Source organism: Roseomonas sp. AR75 (assembly GCF_005222815.1).
Lineage (GTDB): Bacteria > Pseudomonadota > Alphaproteobacteria > Acetobacterales > Acetobacteraceae > Falsiroseomonas.
The window spans coordinates 245089-266356 of sequence record NZ_STGB01000004.1; the positions used below are offsets into that span (position 1 = coordinate 245089).

Sequence of the window (21268 nt, forward strand, 5' to 3'; positions counted from 1 at the left end):
CGCGGCCGGGTTCAGTATCCGGCCGCGAAGTCCACGAGGTTCAGCAGCGGCGCACCGGCGCGTGCGCGTCGGAGATTGTCGACCACCTGCGCCGCCGCGCTGGCCGGGATCGTGATGCTTGCCGCATGCGGCGTCATGACCACCCGCGGATGCGCCCAGTAGGCATGATCGGGCGGCAGGGGCTCCGGATCGAAGACATCGAGCGCGGCGGCCGCCACGTGGCCGCTGTCCAGTGCCGCGAGCAGGTCGGCGTCCACAACATGCCCGCCGCGGGCGCCGTTGATGAGAAACGCTCCGCGCGGCAGGCGTGCCAGCAGCCGCGAGTCCACGATGCCCCGTGTCTCCGGCGTCAGCGGCAGCAGGCAGATCAGGATGTCGCTGCGGGCAGCCATCGCGGCCAGCCCGTCCGCGCCGTGGAAGGTCTCGACGCCGTTCAGGCTGCGCGGCCGGCGCGTCCAGCCCATTAGCGGAAAGCCCAAGCCGCGCAGCAGCGCCGCAGCGTGGGCGCCCAGTTCACCCAGGCCAAGGATGCCGATGCGCCGCTCCGCGGTCACCGGCGCGGGCAGTTCCAGCCAGGTGCGGTCGCGCTGAAGTTCGCGGTATTCGAGGTCCTGCCGATGGAAGCGCAGGACGTTGAGCAGCACCCATTCGCCCATCTGCGTCGTCAGCATCCGGTCCACCAGCCGCGCCACGGGGATGCCCGGCGGCGGCCCCGGCGGGCGCAGCAGATGGTCCACGCCCGCGCCCATCGAGACGATCAGTTTCAGGTTGGAGTAGCGTCGCAGCTCCGCCATGTCGTGCGATGTCCAGACCACCGCGGCCTCGATCTCACCGGGATCGCCAGCGTCGGGGAACATGCGGATCTCGAGGCCGGGGTCGAGCGCGAGCAGCGCCGCACGCCACGCCTCCATCGCATTCGCCTTGGTGGAAAGCAGCACCGCCATCAGGCAGCCTCCCGGTCGGTATCCGGCGCGTCGTTTTCCCGCGCCACCAGGCGGACGAAGGCGCGCCAATCATCCTTGCGCGTCGCGGCGACCTTCCTGCCATCCGGCAGTTCCGCGTAGAGGCTCAGCACGCCCTTGCCCCAGAGCCCGTCGAAATGCGCCTCGGACTGCGTGGCCCAGGCCAGGGTGCGATCGAAGACGCCGTCCTTCACGCGCGGCTGCACCTTGGCCAGCCACCACCAGCAGCCCACCGCCAGCACGGCGAGCCCGGCATAGACATGCACCCAGATCGTCGCCAGGAAGGAGGAGACCAGGACGAGCGCGGCGGGCACGACATTCTCCAGCGTGCGATACACGGGGCTGCCGGGCGAATTCATCTTGCGGATATGCACGCCGACCTTCAGCCGCTCGGCGGCCAGCAGCGCCTGAAGCATCTCCAGCGGTGGGCGCGGCTCCGCGTCCTCGTTCATGTCCTGACCTGGCCCGGCTCCGCGGCCGCCAGGTCGAAGGCGGCCGCCATCAGCGCCCGCGTGTAGGGCTGCTGCGGCGCGTCGACAACCGCCTCCGCCTCGCCTTCCTCCACCACCTTCCCGTCCTTCAGCACGATGATGCGGTGCGCCATGGCGCGCACCACGCGCAAATCGTGGCTGATGAAGAGATAGGCGAGCCGGTGCCGCGCCTGCAGTTCCCGCAGCAACTCCACCACCTGCGCCTGCACGCTGACATCCAGCGCGCTGGTCGGTTCGTCCAGCACCACCAGGCGCGGCTTCAGCACCAGGGCGCGGGCGATGGCGATGCGCTGGCGCTGTCCGCCGGAGAATTCATGCGGGTAGCGATCCGCCATGTCCGGCACCAGTCCCACCTCCCGCAGCGCGGCCGCGACGCGCTCCGCGCGCTGCGGCGCCGAGAGCGTCTCATGCACCGCGAGGCCCTCGCCGACGATCTCGCCCACGGTCATGCGGGGTGAGAGTGCGCCATACGGATCCTGGAAGACGATCTGCATGCGCGCGCGCAACGGCCGCAGCGCGGCGCGGTCCAGGCCCTGGATGTCGCGGCCCTCGAAGGCGATCTCGCCGGTGCTGGATTCCAGCCGCAGCATCGCAAGCCCCAGCGTCGTCTTGCCCGAGCCGGATTCACCGACCAGGCCGACCGTCTCGCCCTCTCGGATGGAGACGGAGACGCCATCCACCGCCTTCACCACGCCCACCACGCGTCGCAGCAGGCCGCGGCGGATCGGGAAGTGCACCTTCACCTGGTCGCCCTGCATGACCACCGGTGCAGTTGGCTGCACCGGCGCGGGGCGACCGCGCGGCTCGGTCGCCAGCAGCATCTTCGTGTAGTCGTGCCGCGGATTCGCGAAGACGGTCGCGACCTCGCCCTGCTCCACCGCCTGGCCGTGGCGCATCACCACCACATGGTCGGCATGCCGCCTGACGATCTGCAGGTCGTGGGTGATCAGCAGCATCGCCATGTTCAGCGTGCGCTTGAGATGCGCCAGCAGGTCCAGGATCTGCGCCTGGATGGTGACGTCGAGCGCCGTGGTCGGCTCGTCCGCGATCAGCAGCGCCGGGTCGTTCGCCAGCGCGGCCGCGATCATCACGCGCTGCCGCTGGCCGCCGGAAAGCTGGTGCGGATAGGCGTTCAGCCGGTCCTCGGCCTGCGGGAAGCCGGCGCGGCGCAGCAGCTCGATCACGCGGGCCTGCAGCGCATCCGCCTTCATCGGCCGGTGCAGCGTGACGGCCTCGCCCACCTGGCGGCCGACCGTGTGCAGCGGGTTGAGCGAGGTCATCGGCTCCTGGAAGACCATGCCGGCGGTGCCGCCCCGCAGCCGCCGCAGCGCCTCGCCTTCCGCCGCAAGCACATCGGTGCCGTCCAGCAGGATGCGGCCTTCGGGATTGGTCGCCGCGCCGGGCAACAGGCGCAGGCAGGAGAGCGCAGTGACGGACTTGCCCGATCCGGATTCGCCGACGAGCGCCACCGTCTCGCCGCGCTTCACGTCGAAGGAGACGCCCTCCACCACGCGCTTGCTGCGGAAGGCGACGGAGAGGTTCTCGACCGAGAGGATCGGCTCGCTCATCGCCCCCCTCCCGGGAGTTTGCGTGGATCGAAGGCGTCGCGGACGCCCTCGCCGACGAAGATCAGCAGCGTCAGCACGCCGCCCAGCACGACGAAGGCGCTGATGCCAAGCCAGGGCGCCTGCAGGTTGTTCTTGCCCTGCGCGACCAGCTCGCCGAGCGAAGGCGATCCCGGCGGCAGGCCGAAGCCGAGGAAGTCGAGGCTCGCCAGCACCGTCACCGAACCCGAGAGGATGAAGGGGAGGAAGGTGAGCGTCGCAACCATCGCGTTCGGCAGGATGTGGCGCCACATCACCGTGGTGTCGCCGACGCCCATCGCCTTCGCCGCGCGCACATAGTCGAAGTTGCGCCCGCGCAGGAATTCCGCCCGCACCACGCCCGTCAGTCCCATCCAGGAGAACAGCAGCAGGAAGACCAGAAGGGTCCAGAAGCTGGGCTCGATGATGCTGGCCAGGATGATCAGCAGGTAGAGCTGCGGCATGCCCGACCAGATCTCGATGAAGCGCTGGAAGGACAGGTCCACCCAGCCGCCGTAGTAGCCCTGCACCGCGCCGGCGGCGACGCCGATGATCGAGCTCACGATGGTCAACGAGAAGCCGAACAGCACGGAGATGCGGAAACCGTAGATGACGCGCGCCAGCACGTCGCGCCCCTGGTCGTCCGTGCCGAGCCAGTTGCGCGCGGAAGGCGGCGCCGGGCTCGGCCGGCCGAGGTCGCGCACCACCGTGTCGTATTTGTACGGCACCGGCGGCCACACCGCCCAGCCGCCGCGCTCGCGGAACTCCTCCAGCACCGTCGGGTCCTTCCAGTCCATCGCCACCGGAAGCCCGTCGGGGATCACGTCGCTTTCCGCGTAGCCGACCACCGTCGGGAACAGCCAATTGCCGTCCACGCGCGCGAGGAGCGGCTTGTCGTTGGCGATGAACTCCGCGAACAGCGTCAGCAGGAACAGGACCAGGAAGATCCAGAGCGACCAGAAGCCGCGCTTGTTGGCCTTGAAATTGGCAAGGCGCCGCTGGTTGATCGGGGTCATGGGTGGTCGCTCCGCGGGGGGGCTTTGCCCCCCTGCACCCCCCACCAGGAGCCTGAGGCTCCTGGACCTGCATTCCATTCATGTCCCGAAGGAAGGGGGGCACTTCGGCCCCCCTTCGTTCGGCACATAAACGAGTGCCGGGGTCCGGTGGACGAGCGCCCTTGGCGCACGTCCAAGCTCCCCGGCGGGGGCGCGGGGGCAGCGCCCCCGCGGAAGCAACCACCCATCACCCCGCTCACCGCCGCGCCTCGAAGTCGATGCGCGGATCGACGACCGTGTACATCACGTCGCCGACGATCTGCATGATCAGCCCCAGCAGCGTGAAGATGTAGAGCGTCGCGAACATGATCGGGTAGTCGCGGCGGATCGCCGCCTCGAAGCCCAGCAGGCCGAGCCCGTCGAGCGAGAACACGATCTCCACCAGCAGCGCGCCGGTGAAGAGGATGCCGATGAAGGCCGCAGGGAAGCCCGCGATGATCAGCAGCATCGCGTTGCGGAACACATGGCCGTAGAGCACGCGCGTCTCGTTCGCGCCCTTGGCGCGCGCCGTGACGACATACTGCTTGCCGATCTCGTCCATGAAGCTGTTCTTGGTGAGCATGGTCAGCCCGGCGAAGCCGCCGATCACCAGCGCCAGCGTGGGCAGCGCCATGTGCCAGAAATAGTCGGCCGCGCGCTCCCAGAAGGGCCACGTCTCGCTGCCCGGGGAGGCGAGGCCGCGCAGCGGAAACCACTGGAAGAAGGACCCGCCGGCGAACAGCACCACCAGCAGGATCGCGAACAGGAAGCCAGGGATCGCGTAGCCCACCAGCACCACGCCGGATGTCGCGATATCGAAGCGCGAGCCGTCCCGCACCGCCTTGCGGATGCCCAGCGGAATGGACACCAGGTAGATGATCAGCGTGGACCACAGCCCGAGACTCACCGAGACGGGCATCTTCTCGATCAGCAGGTCCACCACGGGGCGGTCCTGGAACAGGCTGCGGCCGAAGTCGAAGGTCAGGTAGCCGCGCAGCATCTCGAAGAAGCGGACATGCGCGGGCTTGTCGAAGCCGAACATCCGCTCGATGTCGCGCACGATGGCCGGATCCAGGCCGCGCGCGCCGCGATAGGTGCCCACGGGCCCCGCGGCATCGGCGCCGGCGGCGGCGGGACCGCCGCCGGGCTGGCGCGCCTCGCCGCCCCCCTCGCCCGTCAACCGGCCGAGCGTCTGCCCCTCGCCGCGCAGTTCCGCCAGCATCTGCTCCACCGGTCCGCCCGGGGCGAACTGCACGACGGCGAAGTTGATCAGGATGATGCCGAACAGCGTCGGCACCACCAGGATCAGGCGACGAAGGATATAGGCGGCCATGTCAGGCCGCGGGCGCCGCCCGGCACGCGCCGGGCAGGAACAGGGGGGCGCGCATCCGGCTCAGAGCGTCCGGCGGGCTTCGGCCAGGGCGCGTTCCTTCTCCGGGTCGATCCACCAGGAATCGAGCCCGATGTCGAAGCGCGGGCTGCGCGGCGGCCGGCCGAACTTGTCCCAATAGGCGATGCGGAAGCTGCGGATGTGCCAGTGCGGGATCAGGAAGTCATGCGCCAGCAGCACGCGGTCCAGCGCGCGGGTGCGCGCGACCAGCTCGTCGCGGTCCGGCGCGTTGATCACCAGCTCGACCAGCTCGTCGATCGCCGGGTCGCAGATGCCGGAGGCATTCCGGCTGCCCTCCTCCCGTGCCTTGGCGCAGGTGAAGAAGTCGCGCTGCTCGTTGCCGGGCGACAGGCTCTGGCCCTGGCCGCCCACCGTCATGTCGAAATCGAAGCTGTCCATGCGGCGCTGGTACTGCGCGGGATCCACCGTGCGCACATTCACCGTCATGCCCACGCGCTGCAGCGCCTGCACATAGGGCAGCGCGATGCGCTCGAAGGTCGGGGAGACCAGCAGGATCTCGAACTCGAAGGGGCGGCCCTGCGGGTTCACCAGGCGCCGGTCCTGCACGCGCCAGCCCGCCTGCTGCAGCAGCGTGAGCGCCCGTCGCAGCCCCTCGCGGTTGTTGCCGGAGCCGTCGGTCGTCGGCAGCCGGAATTCCGCGGTGAAGACGCTGTCCGGGATGCGCCCGCGGAAGCCTTCCAGGATCTCCTTCTCGCGCCCCTGCGGCAGGCCGGATGAGGCGAGCTCGGAATTGCTGAAGTAGCTGTTGGTGCGGGTATAGGCGCCGTAGAAGATGTTGGCGTTCATCCACTCGAAGTCGAACAGCTCCACCAGCGCGCGGCGCACGCGCTGGTCCTGGAACATCGGCCGGCGCAGGTTGACGATGAAGGCCTGCATGCCGGTCGGCAGCTCGTGGCGGATCTCCTCGAGCTTCACCAGGCCGCGGCGCCGGGCGGGGAAGTCGTAGGACGTGGCCCAGTCGCGCGCGACGTTTTCCGTGCGGAAATCGATCTGGCCGGCCTTGAAGGCTTCCAGCGCCACGGTGTTGTCGCGGAAATACTCGAAGCGCGTCACGTCGAAATTCTGCGTGCCGCGCATCGTCGGGATGTCCTTCGCCCACCAGTCCTCGACCCGGCGGAGGACGATGCTGCGCCCGGCGTCGAACCGCTCGATGCGATAGGGACCGGAACCGAGCGGCGGCTCCAGGATCGGGCGGGTGAAGTCGCGGCTCTCCCACCAATGCTGCGGCAGCACCGGCATCTGGCCGAGGATCAGCGCCAGCTCCCGGTTCTGGTCGTCGCGGAAGCGGAAGGTCACCCGCTTCTCCGCCTCCGCTACCACCTCCGTCACGTCGCCGTAGTAGGAGCGGTAGAATGGCCGGCCATGCTGGCGCAGCGCGTTGAAGGTCCAGACCACATCCGCTGCCGTGACCGGGCGGCCATCGTGCCAGCGCGCCTGTGGATTCAGATCGAAGGTCACGCCCTTCCGGTCGGCGGGCAGGTTGATCCATTGCGCAAGGTAGGGGTACTCGGAGCTCGCCTCGTCCGCGCTCTCCTTCAGCAGCGTGTCGTAGATCAGCGTTGATCCGACCCCCGCCGTGCCACGGATGATGAAGGGGTTGAAGCTGTCGAAGCTGCCCAGCGCCCAGCGGGTGATCTCCCCGCCCTTCGGCGCGTCCGGGTTCACCCAGGGGAAATGGGTGAAGTCGGCTGGCAGCTTCGGCTCGCCGAGCAGCGACAGCGCATGGGTCCGCACCGCCTGGCCGGGCGCGGCGGAACCGCCGGCGGGCGTTGCGGCACGGGCGATACCCGGCACGAAGCCGAGCGCGAGGGGCAGCGACAGCAGGTCTCGACGGCGCATGGGCGTCACTTAGGGGGTTCCGCCGGGCCGGGGCAACCAGGTGTTATCCGCCGAGCATCTTCGCAACGCTCGGCAACAGGGCGGGGTCGCCGACGGCGAGCACGGTGCCATCCCCATCCAGGCGCAGCGTCTGCCCGGACCAGTCGGTGCAGCGCCCGCCCGCGCCTTCGACCACGGGGACCAGGGCAGCCCAGTCCCAGGGCTTCATCGTGGCGTCCACCACCACATCCACCAGGCCCAAAGCCAGCAACCCATAAGCATAGCAGTCGCCGCCCCAGGTGGTGCGCCGTGCCGCCGCCTTCACCGCCGCGAAGCGCGGCGCGGTGTCGGGTTCGAACATGTCGGGCGAGGTGCAGGACAGTTCGGCTTCCGCCAGGCTCGCACAGGGACGGCAGCGGGCGGTACCGCCGAGGCCGGAGCGGAACTGCGTCGGCCGGCCCGCCAGGCCGATCCAGCGTTCGCCGGTGACGGGCTGGTCGATGATGCCCAGGACGGGCTCGCCCTTGTGCAGCAGGCCGACCAGCGTGCCGAACAGCGGCCGTCCCGTGACGAAGGCGCGGGTGCCGTCGATCGGATCGAGCACCCAAACCCAATCGGCGTCGGGATTGATCTCGCCGTATTCCTCGCCGATGACGCCGTGCTCGGGCAGCCGGTCCGCCAGCAGGCCGCGGATGGCGCGCTCGGCAGCCTTGTCGGCCTCGGTCACCGGGCTGGCGTCGCCCTTGGCCTCGACCAGCAGTGCGGAGCGGAACAGCGGCCGGATGACCTGCCCGGCCAGATCGGCCGCCTGCTCCGCCACCGCCAGGAAGTCAGCAGCCTCGGCCATGCCTTGCCCCTACCGCTGCACCGCGGGCCGATGCCGGCAGGGCGTGCCGAGGCAGGCCCTGCCGACCAGACAGGATCAGCGACCGATCAGGGCAGCGGCTTCGGGTTTGCGTCCAGGCTGCGCAGATACATGATCACGTCGGCGCGCTGCTTCGGATCGCGGATGCCGGCAAAGGCCATTCGGGTGCCGGCCACCGCGGCCGCGGGACGCAGCAGGAAGGCGTTGAGCGCCTCGTAGTCCCAGGGCTTCTCGTGCAGGGCGCGCATCCCCGCGGAATAGTTGAAGCCATCCACATGCGCATGCGGGGCGCCCACCACGCCATACAGGTTCGGACCCACGCCATTCGGGCCGCCCTGCGCGAAATTGTGGCAGGACGCGCAGAGTCGCTGCGCAAGCTGGCGGCCGGTATCGACGTTCGCCGCGGCCAGCAGCGGCCCGATCGGCTCGATCTCCGGCGCCGCCGGGGCAGCCGGTGCCGAGGAGGGCGGCGGCGCGCCGGTCGCGATCGCCGCCTCATACAGGCGTGGCGGCGAGACGATCAGCTTCCCCACCAGGCCCGCCAGCATGAAGGTGATGCCGGCGGTCAGCACTGCCGCCGCTGCCTTGTTGAATTCGAGACTCATCCCGGATGCCACCCTTCCAGAACGCAGCCCCTCCGCCGCGCGGCCACGGCGGACCGGACGCAAGCGGGCGGAGCCTCGCGCAAGGCCGTGCCGGCAGGCTTGCGCCAAGGCCGCCGTGCCGTAAAACCGCGCGGAACATAGAGGCGGTGCGGAAACTCGACAACCCGCCCGCCGGACGCGCGCGCCCGTCCTTCCCCGGCGCCCAGGACCAGCAGGATCCCGATGGACAGCACCGCCGCCGCCCCGCGCCACGCCGCTTCGCCGGAGGCCGCCGGGGTCATCGCGTTCCAGGGGGTGCCCGGCGCCTATTCCGACCTCTCCTGCCGCCACGCCTATCCCGGCTGGACCACGCTGCCCTGCCCCTCCTTCGAGGCGGCGATGCAGGCGGTGCGGGAGGGCACCGCCACGCTGGGCATGCTGCCCTGCGAGAATTCGCTGGCCGGCCGCGTGCCCGACATCCATCGCCTGCTGCCCGATTCCGGCCTGCATGTCGTTGGCGAGCATTTCGAACGGGTGGAGCACTGCCTGCTGGCGCCGAAGGGCGCGACGCTCGGCAGCATCCGCCGCGCGCACAGCCATCCGGTCGCGCTCGGCCAGGTGCTGAAGCTGCTGAAGGAGATGGACCTGCAGGCGGTGATCGAGGCCGATACCGCCGGCGCCGCCAAGCTGATCGCCGAGCGCGGCGGCGTCGAGGACGCGGCCATCGCCAGCGCGCTGGCCGCGGAGATCTACGGGCTGGAGATCCTGCGCCGCAACGTGGAGGACGAGGCCCACAACACCACGCGCTTCTACGTGATGTCGCGCACGCCGCTCTCCCCGCCCTTCGCCGAGGGTCACTGGGTGACCACCTTCGTCTTCCGCGTCCGCAACATCCCCGCGGCGCTCTACAAGGCGCTGGGCGGCTTCGCGACCAACGGCGTGAACATGACCAAGCTGGAGAGCTACATGGTGGGCGGCCAGTTCACCGCCACGCAGTTCCTGGCCGATGTGGACGGGCGCCCGGACGAACCCGGCCTGGCGCGCGCGCTGGAGGAACTCGGCTTCTTCAGCAGCGAGCTGCGCGTGCTCGGAACCTACCAGGCACATCCGTACCGGCTGATGCAGCGCGAGGGCAATTAGGCCGTCGCGCTTCCGCCGCGGGTTACCAGTAGTACCCCGAGGGTCGCACCCGTTCCACGCCGCCGCCGGTGCGCAGGCCCGCGCGCCGCAGGCAGGCATCGAAGGCCGCGTCGCGCGCCATGATGACCTCGGCGTTCACGCGGTCCTCGAAGGTGCGGTTGGTGGAGTTCATCTGCCGCCACGCGTCGCGCACCGCCGGCGCGTTGCCTGCCTCCCGCCGGCAGGCCTGCACGACGGGGCTGTCGGGCTCGTTGGGGCCCAGCCGCCAGGGCGACGGGTCCTGGCGCGAACAGGCGCCGAGCAGCAACGCCGGCAGCGCCAGCGCGAGCAGGGTTTCGCGCGTCATGTCCCGGCCTCCAGCCAGTCCTCGATCAGCCGTCGCGCGATGGAATCGACTCGCGGCAGGGAGAAGCCGCGCGCCTGGTGGTCGCGCAGCTCCGCGCGGGAGAACCAGCGCGCGTCCTTCAGCTCCTCCGGGTCGATGCGGATCGCCTCGGTCAGGCCTTCGGCATGGAAGCCGATCATGATGGAGGAGGGGAAGGGCCAGGGCTGGGAGGAGTGATAGGCGACCGCCCCCACCGCGACGCCCGCTTCCTCCATCACCTCGCGCCGGACGGCTTCCTCGAAGCTCTCGCCCGGTTCCACGAAGCCGGCCAGCGTCGAATACATGGTGACGTTCGGGAACCGGTGCGAATGGCCGAGCAGGCAGCGGTCGCCGCGCACCACCAGCATGATCACGGCGGGATCGGTGCGGGGGAAGTGCTGCGTGTTGCAGCCGGTGCAGACCATCGCGTGGCCGGCGCTGCGCGGCGTGCAGGGCGCCCCGCAGGCGCCGCAGAAGCGGTGGCGGGTGCGCCAGTGCATCATGCCGCGCGCATGCGCCAGCACGCTGGCCTCGCCCGGCGGCAGCAGGCCCGCCACCTGGCGCAGGTCGGCGAAGCTGCCCATGCCCTCGGGCAGCAGCGGCAACGGATCCTCGGCGGCGGAGCAGTCCACCGCGAAGACCGGCCGCTTCTCCCACAGGCCGAGGAACGCCCAGGGCCCGTCCTGCATCCGCACGGCCTCCGCCGCGGCGGGGGTCAGCAGCACGGCCTCGGGGTGGCCGTCCTCGACGCCCTTCATCAGGTTGCGGCTGCGCCAGACCGGGGCGAACAGCGTCTCGGGGTCGGCCAGGGCCTGGTGGAGCCAGTCGGCGTCCTCGCGCAGCAGGGCGGCGCGGTCGATCGGGCTGCCGGTATAGGCGTTGGGCCGGCTGGCGGGGATGGAAAGCATGCGCCGCGTGATGTGCCATGCGGGCCGGAGGCCGGCAACCGCGGCCGTGGCGGGATCCTTCTGCCATCGGCTATCCTCGGCCAGCGGAGGCGAGCATGCCCGACGACCTCTATGACCGTGACATCCTGGCCTGGAGCCAAGCCCAGGCCGAACGCCTGCGCCGCCTGGCTGCGGGGGAGCGGGTGAACGACCTCGACTGGACGAATGTCATCGAGGAGATCGAGGAGGTGGGGCGCAGCCAGCTGCTTGCCGTGGAATCGCTGCTGCTGCAGGCGCTGGTGCATGCGATGAAGGCGGCAGGCTGGCCCGACCAGCAGGCGGTCCGGCACTGGACAGGCGAGATCGTCGCCTTTCTTGTGCAAGCACGGCGGCGCTACGCACCCAGCATGGCGCAGGCGCTCGACCTCGATTCCATCCACGCCGACGCGCTGCGGATCGTGCATCGCGCCGATATCCCGGGCGAGCCGCTGGCGCTGACGCAGGCGCCGCCCCTGACGCTGCAGGAACTGCTCGATCCGGATCTCGCACCGGAGACGCTGATCGCGCGCCTGCGGGAGGACGCCGCCTGACCATTGCCGCCCGGGCGACGAAGCCCGATATAGGGGGTGGAAGGTCGGCGACGGACGTGCCCCTCGCCAACCCGGTCAGGTCCGGAAGGAAGCAGCCGTAACGAGTTCTCGCGCGGGTCGCCCGCCGGCCTTCCACCGCGTCCGCGCGATGTGTTTCCCATCCTGGCCCGACCGGGCCCGCAGCGATCCCGGACCCCATGGCCAGCGACCTTCTCGGTGATCGACTCCCGGACGAAGAGGCCCTGCCGGAACCTCCCGCGCCGGACGGCCCCGGCCTGTTCGGCGATCCGGCTCCGGCCCCTGCGCCCCCGCCACCGGTTGCCGCGCAGGCCGCCGAACCCGCCGCGCCCTATCGCGTCCTCGCCCGCAAATACCGCCCCACCGCCTTCGACGACCTGATCGGGCAGGAGGCGCTGGTCCGCACGCTGCGCAACGCCTTCGCGCAGGGCCGCGTGCACCACGCCTTCATGCTCACCGGCGTGCGCGGCGTGGGAAAGACCACCACCGCGCGCATCATCGCCCGCGCGCTGAACTGCATCGGCCCCGACGGCAAGGGCGGCCCCACGCCCGATCCGTGCGGCGTCTGCCCCGAATGCCGCGCCATCCTGGCCGACCGCCACCCGGACGTGCAGGAGCTGGATGCGGCCTCGAACAACGGCGTGGACGACGTGCGGGAGTTGCGCGAGCGGCTGCGCTTCCGCCCCGCGCAGGGGCGGTTCAAGGTGATCATCTTGGACGAGGTCCACATGCTCTCGGGATCTGCGTTCAATGCGCTGCTCAAGACACTGGAAGAGCCGCCGCCCGACGTGAAGTTCATGCTGGCGACGACCGAATTGCGGAAGGTGCCGGCGACCATCCTCTCGCGCTGCCAGACCTTCCACCTGCGCCGCGTGCCGCAGGAACAGCTCCGCGCGCATTTCGCCAAGATCTGCGCCGCCGAGGCGGTGACGGCGGAGGAGGAGGCGCTGGCCATGGTCGCGCGCGCTGCCGACGGCTCGGTGCGCGACGGCCTCTCCATCCTGGACCAGGCGATCGCGCTGGCCGGCGGCGCCGGCGTCACCGCTCAGGCCGTGCAGGAGATGCTGGGCCTGGCGGAGCGCGGCCTTGCGCTCAGCCTGATGGAAGCCCTGATGGGTGGCGACGTGGCGCGCGCGCTGGACCTGTCCGCCGAGGCGCATGCGCGCGGCACCGATCCCGGCATCGTGCTGTCGGACCTGCTGGCGCTGACGCATCTGCTCTCGCGTCTGCGCACCATCCCGGCGCTGCGCAACGACCCCTCGCTGACCGAGGATGAGCGCTCCCGCGGCGCGGCGCTGGCCGACAGGCTTTCCATTCCGGTGCTCGCGCGCGCCTGGCAGATGCTGCTGAAGGGCGTGCAGGAAGTGGCGCAGGACGGCGTGGACCGCCGCGCCGCGATGGAGATGGTGCTGATCCGCCTGGCCCATGCCGCCGATCTGCCGACGCCGGGCGACATCGTCCGGCGCCTCACCGAGCAGGGCAGCGGCAATGCCGGTGCGCCTGCGCCGACGCCGGGACCGTCCGGCGGCGGGCTGCGCGCCATCGCCGGCGGCGGCGCCGTGGCCGCCGCGGCGGCGCCCGTTGCGGCGCCCGCCGCGCTACCCCAGCCGACGAACTGGCGCGAGGTGGTGGCGCTGACCTCCGGCCGCGAACCGCGGCTGCATTCCGAATTGCTGTTCTACGCGCGGCCCGTTTCCGTCACGCCGGGCCGCATCGAGCTCCAGCCCGACGCGAACGCCTCGCGCGATCTTGCCCAGCGCCTGTCCGCCTTCATGCAGGTCGCCACCGGCAGCCGCTGGACGATCAGCCTGGTCAATGCCGGTGGCGGCCCGACTCTGGCCGAGCAGGGTCGCGCGGCCGAGCAGGACCGCCGCGCCCTGGCGCGCGCCCATCCGCTGGTGCAGGCCGTGCTGGAGGCCTTCCCCGGCGCGACGATCGAGGCCGTGCGCGACGGCGCGTTGGATGATTACGGCCTGCCGCCGCCCGCCGCCGACGACGGCCGCGACTTCGCGCCGCCTGAGGCGGAACCGGCCGGCTATGACGACGAATTCCCTCCGGAGGATTGAGACGCGATGAAGAACCTCGGCAACATGCTCAAGCAGGCGCAGCAGATGCAGTCGCGCATGCAGGAGATGCAGGCGAAGCTGGAGGCGATGGAAGTGGAAGGCGCGTCCGGCGCCGGCATGGTGAAGGTCACGCTCTCCGGCAAGGGCGACCTGCGCCGTGTGACCATCGATCCCTCGCTGATGACGGCCGACGAGAAGGAGGTGCTGGAGGACCTGCTGGTCGCCGCCCATGCCGACGCCAAGCAGAAGGTGGAATCCACCATGGCCGAGGAGATGCAGAAGGCCACCGCGGGCCTGAACATCCCCGGCGGCCTCGGCGGCCTGAAGCTGCCGTTCTAGCAATCCCCACGACAATGCTGCGCGTTGCCGCGGGGGCCCCGGATTGGTGCCGATCCTTGTAGGTCTGTCCTTCCTGTCGCGGCAGAGCCGCGACAGGGTGCCGGGGGGCGGCAATCTGGCATGGACTGCGGGCGCCTGCTCGGCCACATGCGGCGGCAGACATGCGTGACCTTCCTGACGACCCGATTGAGCGACTGATCGCGTTGCTCGCAAAGACGCCCGGCATGGGGCGGCGCAGCGCGCGGCGTGCGGTGCTGAAGATGCTGATGCGCCCGCAGGAGACGATGCTGCCGCTGGCCGAGGCGCTGACCGAGGCCGCGCGCGCCGTGCGCCCCTGCGAGACCTGCGGCAACCTCGATGCGCAGTCGCCCTGCGGCATCTGCCGCGACCCGCAGCGCGACCGCCACCTGGTCTGCGTGGTGGAAGGCGTCGCCGATCTCTGGGCGCTGGAGCGCGCGCATGCGCATCGCGGCCTGTATCATGTTCTGGGCGGGGTGCTCTCGCCGCTTGGCGGCGTCGGTCCCGACGAGCTCGCCATCGCGCCGCTGCTGTCGCGCATCGACAGCGGCGGGGTCGAGGAAGTCATCATTGCCCTGCCCGCCACGGTGGATGGCAGCGCGACGGCGCACTACCTGACGGACCGGCTGCGACCCTCCGGTGTCACGGTGACGCGCCTGGCCCAGGGCGTACCGATGGGCGGCGCGCTGGACGTGCTGGACGAAGGCACGCTGGCCGCCGCGCTGCGCGCGCGGCGGCCGGCGTAACGGTCAGACGCCGGATTTCTGGCCGGCGGCCTCGAGCTGCATGTAGCGCCGAAGCGTCGGGCCGAGATGGCTGTGGATCCATTCCGCCATGCGCCGCTCCTCGTTCAGGCTCTGCTCCAGCAGGCGCGGCGCATTCCCGTCGCCGGCGGCCTCCGCCATGTCGAGCAGCGCCTTGTAGGTGGCGATCTCGTAATGCTCGAAGGCGTAGTTCGCGAAGCTGTTCTTCACCACCTCGTCCTGCGCCACGGCGTGGCCGAGCGCCGCCATGTTGCCCATGATGGAGGTGCCGATGTCCTTCAGCGTGGAGGGCGAACTGCCGAGGCTCTGCAGGATCTGATCGATCCGCTCCTGCTGCCGCCGGCTTTCCTCCGCGTGCTCGCGCAGGCGCTCCCGCATCTCCGGGTAGTTCTCCAGCCGTTCGACCTGGCGCTGGCAGAGTTGGATGGCCTGCGCTTCCAGCGCGTGCGCGTTCTGCAGGCCGGTGATGTAAATGTCGCGAATGCTGGTCGCCATATGAATCGACCTTCCTGAAATGGGGTCCTCGGCCAACGGCGTATGGCCGCGCCGGTTCCAGCCCCCTCGCGCGCGGGCGCTTGGCCGTGTTATGCAACGCGCGGGTTCCCGTAGCTCAGCTGGATAGAGCACCAGATTCCTAATCTGGGGGCCGTGGGTTCGAATCCCGCCGGGAACATTTTCTTCCGTTCGGGCTCGCCGGCGTCGCGGGCGGCTCGGGCGGGGTCAGCGCACCGACGAGAACGCGGTGGGCTGAAGGATCATGTTCTCGACATTGGACAGCAGCGGCCCTTCCTTCTCGCTTTCCGCCACCACGCGCTGCCATTCCGGGTCTGCCCGGAACGCGTCCCACAGGCGCGTCCGCTCAGCCAGATCCTGCCATTCCAGCAGGTAGTAGAGCGCATGGTTCGAGGGGCCGATCGCCACGGTCCAGAAGCCGGCCTGGCGGATTCCCATGCGGCCCCAGATGCGCAGCGTGTTCTTCTCGAACCGCTCCAGGAGCTTGGGCAGGCGCCCCGGCAGGCAGTGATAGATGCGCAGTTCGTGGATCACGAGACGCCTCTCTCCGGCATGGCCATGTGTGGGCGGCCAGCTTAGTCACGATGCTCAGCCGAGGCGAGGCGGTTGCTACCCTCCGCCTCATCCCTCGGAATGGCCGCTCGGCTTCAGCCGGCTCAGCACGTACAGCGTGAGCACCGTGAAGACGGCGATCACCACCGCGACATCCAGCGACCCGAGCGCCACCGCCACGCCGATCGCGCCCGTCGCCCAGAGCGAAGCGGCGGTCGCGGTGCCATGCACCTCGCCGCCGCCCTTCAGGATCGCGCCGCCCCCGATGAAGCCGATGCCGGTGATCACGCCTTCGATCACGCGCGCGGCCGCTTCCGGCTGGCCAGCCGTCAGGCGAGCCGTGGCCAGCACAAAACCGCAGGAGGCGACGGCCACCAGGGGAAAGGTGCGCAGACCTGCGCTCCGGTCCTCACGCTCGCGATTCCAGCCGATCAGGAACGCCAGGCAGTAGGCGATCGCTAGGTCGCGGATGGCGGGCAGCAGCGACAGACCGCCGAGCGGTGGCAGGAGCTGCGACAGGTCCATCTGCGGCTAACTCGCCGCACCGCGCATCGTTCCGCCGAGAACGCCGCCGCTTAATGCCGCGTGGCTCGGCGGGGCAGGTTGCTGCGCTTGCCGCTGGCGAGGTCGTGCAGCTCCATCTCGCTCATCGATTTCGCCATGTCCTTCGAGGCGCCCTTGAGGTTCGATCTCGGCTTCTCGCCACGCTTGGCAGCGAGCGCGGCGCCGGCGGCCATCTGCTGCTTCTTCGACTTGGCGGGCATGCCAGGTTCCTCCGCTGATCGCGCTGCCCGGTCTCAGCCGGGCGCGCAGGAGGTCAACGCGGCAGACGCCCGGGCGCTCCGCGCCGGTTCACCCCTGCCGTGATGCCGCGATTGCGCTGGAGAGTGCGCGCAGGAGATCCTGCACGCCTTCGCCGCTGGCGCCCGAGACCGCCACCGCTGGCCGACCCGCGGCACGCGACAGCGCCTTCAGGCGGGAGGCGCGCACCTGCGGCGTGATCGCATCCACCTTGTTCAGCGCCACGATCTCGGGCTTGTCGGCGAGGCCATTGCCGTAGCCCTCCAGCTCGCCCCGGACGGTGCGATAGGCGCGGGCCGGGTCAGCCTGCGTGCCGTCCACCAGATGAAGCAGCACGGCGCAGCGTTCGATGTGGCCCAGGAATCGGTCCCCGAGCCCGGCACCTTCGCTGGCGCCTTCGATCAGGCCGGGGATGTCGGCCAGCACGAATTCGGTGGAGGCATCCGGCCGCACCACGCCGAGTTGCGGATGCAGGGTGGTGAAGGGGTAGTCCGCGATCTTCGGCCTTGCGGCCGAGACGGCGGCCAGGAAAGTGCTCTTGCCGGCATTGGGCAGGCCGACCAGGCCGGCATCGGCGATCAGCTTCAGCCGCAGCCACACACTGCGTTCCTCGCCCGGATGGCCCTTGTCGGCGCGGCGCGGGGCGCGGTTCGTGCTCGACTTGTAGTGCGCATTGCCGAAGCCGCCATCGCCGCCGCGGCACAGCATCACGCGCTGGCCGACCTGGGTGAGGTCGGCGATCAGCGTTTCCCGGTCCTCGGCCAGGATCTGCGTACCGACCGGCACTTTCAGCACCACGTCCTCGCTGGCCGCGCCCGTGCGATCGGATCCCGCACCATTGCCGCCCTTGCGGGCGCGGAAATGCTGCGCGTAGCGATAGTCGATGAGGGTATTGAGGCCATCCACCGCCTCCGCCAGGACATCGCCGCCCCGGCCGCCATTGCCGCCATCCGGCCCGCCGAACTCGATGAATTTCTCGCGCCGGAAGGCGACGACGCCGTCGCCGCCGTCGCCGGCCTTAAGATGGACCTTGGCCTCGTCGAGGAATTTCATGGATGGGGCCTGGAAACGCGAACGGGGGCCGCGAGGCCCCCGTCCGGCATCCGCGCGGGGCGGATGGCTACTCGGCCGCGGCCTGCACGGGCACGACGGAGACGTGCACGCGGCCTTCGGCCTTGCGCTCGAACTTCACCGTGCCGTCGACGGCGGCGTGGATCGAGTGGGTGCGGCCGACGAGCACGTTGGTGCCGGGGCGCATCTTGGTGCCGCGCTGGGTGACGATGATATTGCCGGCCTTCACGACCTGGCCGCCATACAGCTTAACGCCGAGCCGCTTGCCGGCCGAATCGCGCCCATTGCGCGAGGAACCGCCTGCCTTCTTGTGTGCCATGGTGGAGTGCTCTCTCTAGGCTTGCTGCGTCAGGCTGCCGCGATCTCGGCGATCTTCAGCACCGTCTGGTGCTGGCGGTGGCCGTTCTTCCGGCGGCTGTTCTGCCGGCGGCGCTTCTTGAAGATGATGACGGTATCGGCGCGGGTCTGCTCGACCACGGTGGCGGTGACCTTGGCGCCTGGCACGGTGGGCGCGCCGAGGGTGAGGCCGGCATCGGTACCGATGGCGAGAACGTCGTGGAAGGTGATGGTTGCGCCGGGCTCGGCTTCGAGCTTCTCGACGGTGAGCACGGCGTCGGCGGTGACGCGGTACTGCTTGCCGCCGGTGCGGATCACTGCGTAGGTCATGGTCGCGCTCGGGCTTTCGGGGTCCGGTGCTGGTGTCTGACTGGGCTGGGGCCCGGTGTGGTGCTTACGGCGGCGCTTGTCCGAAAGGCGGTCAACCGCAACCGCCGGCTGCCACGTGGCCCGCCGGAGGAGGGGGGCTATAGCGTTGGGTGCAGGTGGGAGTCAACGTCGGGTGCGCATGAGGCGTGTTGCCAGCGACCCGCGCCGCATCTATACGGCGCGGCCCCCTTGCGGAGAGGTGGCAGAGTGGTCGATCGCGTCGGTCTCGAAAACCGAAGTCCGTGAAAGCGGACCGTGGGTTCGAATCCCACCCTCTCCGCCAGTTCCCTGCCGAAGCATGCCCTCCGCCCAGTCGAGCGCTCCGCTGAGGGCCAGGTTTCCTCGGGTTTTTGGGGCAGACCTGTTGACCGGGTCAGCATGGAACAGTCCGAAAACCGCTCTCCGTAGGCCGAATCTCTCCGAAGCTGTTGACCTAGCCGATTCAGTACGGATAGCCGAAGTTCTGCATGTTCAATGGGTTGTAGGAGCCCGGCAGGGCGCCAAGTTCGGGCGCCTGTTTACCTTGCAAGCGGTGCCGGGGGTCGAAAACGGGACAGCTTGATATGTCGCCTCATTCAGTCGTGCGATCTGGTGTCGCGACAACGCTCATGGCCATCTGAGCAGTGGCCGCCTTCTGTCGGAATCAGAGGCCGCTTTGCGTCGGGATACGCTGTCACGCGAGCCCCAATGCCCGAAACTGTTCGGCCTTCGAGACCGCCCACGGGTCGTCGGGCATCGCTTTCTGGTACGCGCGCAGGAAAGCCGCCGCCTTGCCGGGGTCGCGCATCTGCTCGAACACGGCGACGAGACGTCGAAGAATCGCAGGCTTCCCAGGCAGTCGTCGGTTGAGCGCCATCAGCCGCTCTGCGGCGTCCTCGTACTTGGCGTCGAGCGCGAGAATCGAAGCTTGCTTGAGGAGGAGGTCGGGCGCTTCAGGTGCCTCGGCCAAGCACCGCTCGACGAACTCGCGGGCGCGATCCACGTGACGCACCTCGAGGTAGGCCGATAGTGCGAGGCGTCGAAGCTCGGCGCCGATGGGGGTTGGTGCATCGATGACGTCCGGCCGGGCTTCGAGATCGCGAATGCAGTCGAAGTACCGCGCCTCTCGATACGACGCCTGCACCATGAGGAGGAACGCCTGCGCGTCGCGGGTCGACTCGAACTCTGCGCGCGCGACCAGTTCCGCGTCGCGGTAGTCGCCCGCCTCAACGAGACGCACCGCCTGCGACGACCAGTCCTCGTCCGGCGCGCGCGGCACCGCCAAGGTACGGGTGGGCGTGAACTGCAGTTGTGCGCGTCGCACAGCGCGAAAGGCGTCCAGCATGGCATCGATGCTCGGCCAGCGCTCTTCGGGCGCGAGTTTCAGAGAGCGGTCGATGAACTCATCGAGCGGCTGCGAGACCGACGAGTTGACCTCGCGCGCACGGGGAAACGGCACATGACGGGCGACCTGGCTCAGGGTGTCGTGCGGGAGCCGTGCCGTCACGAGATGATAGAGCAGCACGCCAAGGCTGTAGATGTCGCTCAGGAAGCGCGCGTTCTGGTCGCGCGTCGACATAGTTGCTCCGACGATCTCGGGCGCGGAGTATAGGATGGTCCCGCCGTTCTCCCGGGTTCGTGCGTACATGTCCTCGGGCAGCACACTCGAGCCAAAGTCGGTCAGTTTCACGCGCTCCGCAGAAACCAGAATGTTCTGCGGCTTAATGTCACCATGGGACATTCCTAACCGGTGGAGATGCCCGCAACCATCGAGTACCTGCTCGAACACGCCGAGCAGCTTGTCGTAGCTAGCGACAAAGCCCTCCTCCCCCTTGTCAAGTAATTGCGCGAGCGTAATGGAGGGAAAGTACTCCATCTCAATTGCGTACCATTCTCGCTCCGGCGGGACGCGGCCCATCCAGTAGACGTCTATCACGCATGGGTGCGGTGCCTGCCCGACTAGGGGCGAGCCCTCGGCGAGTTCTTCGTTGCGTTTGCTCTGCGCCTTCGGAATCTTCACTGCCACAATAGCGCCGTCCAAGAGGCGTTGCGCACGCCACACCCAACCGTACGAGCCGTCGCCGAGGCACTCGACCAGCTCGTAGCGCTCGCCGAGACGCCGGTCTGCCCGTGGCACGAAGAACTTGGCCGTCATGAGTCGCCTCGTCGAAGGATGTTCTCGAGCCGGAGCAGCCCATCCTGCCCAGCGCGAACAACGAACTGGTAGAAGAGGATCCGCGCGCTCGGATTACCGGAGACGCGCACGCCGCTCGCCGCATTAAAGCCCCCCCGTACGACGCTTCGCAGTCCGTCGTGGTCCGGCAGTGTGACGAGCCCGACGGTCCAATAGGCCAGAACCAACGTCGCGCTAGGGCACTCCCACCGATGCTGCGCGAGAAGCAGCGTTTCGACCTTCGGGCTGAGGTCCTTCTGCTTTCCAGAGTAGCGCTCGAACTCGGCGATGAGGGACGGTTGCCGCGTCGAGCGATCGAACCACACCGAGTCGGACCGGACGTCCTGGTCGACGTTGCCGAGGATCCGCAGGCGCGGCGCCGGTACCTCAGACACCGCCGCGAAGCCGAGGTCACGCCCCACCGCCGTCAAGAGCGTGCAGCCAATGCTATGGACGAGGTGACCGGCATCGCGCACGCCCCACTCGGTCCACATCGGCAGATGCGACGCGCAGGCATCAAGCATGAGCCGGCTCCCAGGG

The 21268-nt window shown here is 69.6% G+C and carries 24 protein-coding genes, 2 tRNA genes and 1 other RNA gene; 8 read left to right on the forward strand and 19 right to left on the reverse strand.

The annotated features are described in order from the left end of the window. Positions 1-11: 11 nt before the first annotated feature. The 8 genes from E4T13_RS15160 to E4T13_RS15195 form a co-directional block, all read right to left on the reverse strand. On the reverse strand, positions 12-944 hold the full coding sequence (locus tag E4T13_RS15160) for a glyoxylate/hydroxypyruvate reductase A (protein ID WP_137179144.1): 933 nt from the start codon (positions 942-944) through the stop codon (positions 12-14). Next, positions 944-1414 (reverse strand): hypothetical protein, encoded by a 471-nt coding sequence (locus E4T13_RS15165; protein WP_137179145.1) that lies wholly within the window; start codon positions 1412-1414, stop codon positions 944-946. Before E4T13_RS15165 ends, E4T13_RS15160 begins: the two co-directional genes overlap by 1 nt. Next, the gene (locus tag E4T13_RS15170) at positions 1411-3021 is read right to left on the reverse strand and encodes an ABC transporter ATP-binding protein (protein WP_137179146.1); all 1611 of its coding nucleotides are present in this window, start codon (positions 3019-3021) and stop codon (positions 1411-1413) included. The genes E4T13_RS15165 and E4T13_RS15170 overlap by 4 nt, the downstream gene beginning before the upstream one ends. Further along, complete coding sequence (locus E4T13_RS15175) at positions 3018-4052, reverse strand: ABC transporter permease (RefSeq protein WP_137179147.1); 1035 nt, start codon at positions 4050-4052, stop codon at positions 3018-3020. Before E4T13_RS15175 ends, E4T13_RS15170 begins: the two co-directional genes overlap by 4 nt. Before the next feature lie 235 nt (positions 4053-4287). Further along, complete coding sequence (locus tag E4T13_RS15180) at positions 4288-5403, reverse strand: microcin C ABC transporter permease YejB (protein WP_137179148.1); 1116 nt, start codon at positions 5401-5403, stop codon at positions 4288-4290. 60 nt (positions 5404-5463) lie between these two features. Continuing rightward, positions 5464-7320: an extracellular solute-binding protein gene (locus E4T13_RS15185; protein ID WP_137179149.1), complete on the reverse strand. Its 1857-nt coding sequence runs from the start codon at positions 7318-7320 to the stop codon at positions 5464-5466. A gap of 43 nt (positions 7321-7363) precedes the next feature. Then, positions 7364-8146, reverse strand: coding sequence for a histidinol-phosphatase (hisN, locus tag E4T13_RS15190; protein ID WP_137179150.1), 783 nt, complete (start codon positions 8144-8146; stop codon positions 7364-7366). Positions 8147-8232: 86 nt separating this feature from the next. Then, positions 8233-8769 (reverse strand): cytochrome c family protein, encoded by a 537-nt coding sequence (locus E4T13_RS15195; RefSeq protein WP_137179151.1) that lies wholly within the window; start codon positions 8767-8769, stop codon positions 8233-8235. 222 nt (positions 8770-8991) lie between these two features. Between E4T13_RS15195 and E4T13_RS15200 the strand changes: the two genes are divergently transcribed. After that, positions 8992-9888, forward strand: a complete 897-nt coding sequence (locus E4T13_RS15200; RefSeq protein ID WP_137179152.1) for a prephenate dehydratase — start codon at positions 8992-8994, stop codon at positions 9886-9888. Between the two features lie 22 nt (positions 9889-9910). On the opposite strand, the gene E4T13_RS15205 is transcribed toward E4T13_RS15200, so the two are convergent. Together E4T13_RS15205 and nudC are read right to left on the reverse strand one after the other, a co-directional pair. Beyond that, a complete protein-coding gene (locus E4T13_RS15205; RefSeq protein WP_137179153.1) occupies positions 9911-10234 on the reverse strand; it encodes a phosphoribosylamine--glycine ligase in 324 nt (107 codons plus the stop codon). Next, positions 10231-11160: an NAD(+) diphosphatase gene (gene nudC / locus E4T13_RS15210; protein ID WP_137179154.1), complete on the reverse strand. Its 930-nt coding sequence runs from the start codon at positions 11158-11160 to the stop codon at positions 10231-10233. Before nudC ends, E4T13_RS15205 begins: the two co-directional genes overlap by 4 nt. 95 nt (positions 11161-11255) lie before the next feature. Here nudC and E4T13_RS15215 point away from each other — a divergent pair, with 95 nt between their 5' ends. The 5 genes from E4T13_RS15215 to recR all read left to right on the forward strand — a co-directional run bounded on the left by E4T13_RS15215 (position 11256) and on the right by recR (position 14916). After that, positions 11256-11729, forward strand: a complete 474-nt coding sequence (locus tag E4T13_RS15215; RefSeq protein ID WP_170985020.1) for a DUF29 domain-containing protein — start codon at positions 11256-11258, stop codon at positions 11727-11729. 38 nt (positions 11730-11767) lie between these two features. Then, positions 11768-11866, forward strand: an RNA gene (ffs, locus tag E4T13_RS15220) — signal recognition particle sRNA small type. 60 nt (positions 11867-11926) lie between these two features. Continuing rightward, positions 11927-13813 carry a DNA polymerase III subunit gamma/tau gene (locus E4T13_RS15225; protein WP_137179156.1) on the forward strand — a complete coding sequence of 629 codons (1887 nt, stop codon included), beginning with the start codon at positions 11927-11929 and terminating at the stop codon, positions 13811-13813. A 6-nt stretch (positions 13814-13819) separates the two neighbouring features. After that, positions 13820-14152 carry a YbaB/EbfC family nucleoid-associated protein gene (locus E4T13_RS15230; protein WP_137179157.1) on the forward strand — a complete coding sequence of 111 codons (333 nt, stop codon included), beginning with the start codon at positions 13820-13822 and terminating at the stop codon, positions 14150-14152. Positions 14153-14313: 161 nt separating this feature from the next. Beyond that, positions 14314-14916 carry a recombination mediator RecR gene (recR, locus tag E4T13_RS15235; protein ID WP_137179158.1) on the forward strand — a complete coding sequence of 201 codons (603 nt, stop codon included), beginning with the start codon at positions 14314-14316 and terminating at the stop codon, positions 14914-14916. A 3-nt stretch (positions 14917-14919) separates the two neighbouring features. On the opposite strand, the gene E4T13_RS15240 is transcribed toward recR, so the two are convergent. Then, entirely contained in the window at positions 14920-15429 is a 510-nt protein-coding gene (locus tag E4T13_RS15240; RefSeq protein ID WP_137179159.1) for a ferritin-like domain-containing protein, read from the reverse strand. A 104-nt stretch (positions 15430-15533) separates the two neighbouring features. Here E4T13_RS15240 and E4T13_RS15245 point away from each other — a divergent pair. Next, a tRNA-Arg gene (locus tag E4T13_RS15245) sits at positions 15534-15607 on the forward strand. Between the two features lie 47 nt (positions 15608-15654). Here the strand turns inward: E4T13_RS15245 and E4T13_RS15250 are convergent. The 6 genes from E4T13_RS15250 to rplU form a co-directional block, all read right to left on the reverse strand. After that, positions 15655-15981, reverse strand: a complete 327-nt coding sequence (locus E4T13_RS15250; protein ID WP_137179160.1) for an NIPSNAP family protein — start codon at positions 15979-15981, stop codon at positions 15655-15657. A gap of 87 nt (positions 15982-16068) precedes the next feature. Next, positions 16069-16524 carry an MgtC/SapB family protein gene (locus E4T13_RS15255; protein ID WP_137179161.1) on the reverse strand — a complete coding sequence of 152 codons (456 nt, stop codon included), beginning with the start codon at positions 16522-16524 and terminating at the stop codon, positions 16069-16071. 50 nt (positions 16525-16574) lie between these two features. Beyond that, complete coding sequence (locus E4T13_RS15260; protein ID WP_137179162.1) at positions 16575-16763, reverse strand: DUF3008 family protein; 189 nt, start codon at positions 16761-16763, stop codon at positions 16575-16577. 88 nt (positions 16764-16851) lie between these two features. Then, a complete protein-coding gene (gene obgE, locus E4T13_RS15265; RefSeq protein ID WP_137179163.1) occupies positions 16852-17853 on the reverse strand; it encodes a GTPase ObgE in 1002 nt (333 codons plus the stop codon). A 67-nt stretch (positions 17854-17920) separates the two neighbouring features. After that, a complete protein-coding gene (gene rpmA / locus E4T13_RS15270) occupies positions 17921-18190 on the reverse strand; it encodes a 50S ribosomal protein L27 (RefSeq protein WP_137179164.1) in 270 nt (89 codons plus the stop codon). A 29-nt stretch (positions 18191-18219) separates the two neighbouring features. Further along, complete coding sequence (gene rplU / locus E4T13_RS15275) at positions 18220-18537, reverse strand: 50S ribosomal protein L21 (RefSeq protein WP_137179165.1); 318 nt, start codon at positions 18535-18537, stop codon at positions 18220-18222. A gap of 232 nt (positions 18538-18769) precedes the next feature. Between rplU and E4T13_RS15280 the strand changes: the two genes are divergently transcribed. Next, positions 18770-18859, forward strand: a tRNA-Ser gene (locus E4T13_RS15280). A gap of 390 nt (positions 18860-19249) precedes the next feature. Here the strand turns inward: E4T13_RS15280 and E4T13_RS15285 are convergent. Together E4T13_RS15285 and E4T13_RS15290 are read right to left on the reverse strand one after the other, a co-directional pair. Continuing rightward, a complete protein-coding gene (locus tag E4T13_RS15285) occupies positions 19250-20710 on the reverse strand; it encodes a protein kinase domain-containing protein (protein ID WP_137179166.1) in 1461 nt (486 codons plus the stop codon). After that, positions 20707-21252, reverse strand: a complete 546-nt coding sequence (locus tag E4T13_RS15290) for a hypothetical protein (protein ID WP_137179167.1) — start codon at positions 21250-21252, stop codon at positions 20707-20709. Before E4T13_RS15290 ends, E4T13_RS15285 begins: the two co-directional genes overlap by 4 nt. Between the last annotated feature and the right edge of the window lie 16 nt (positions 21253-21268).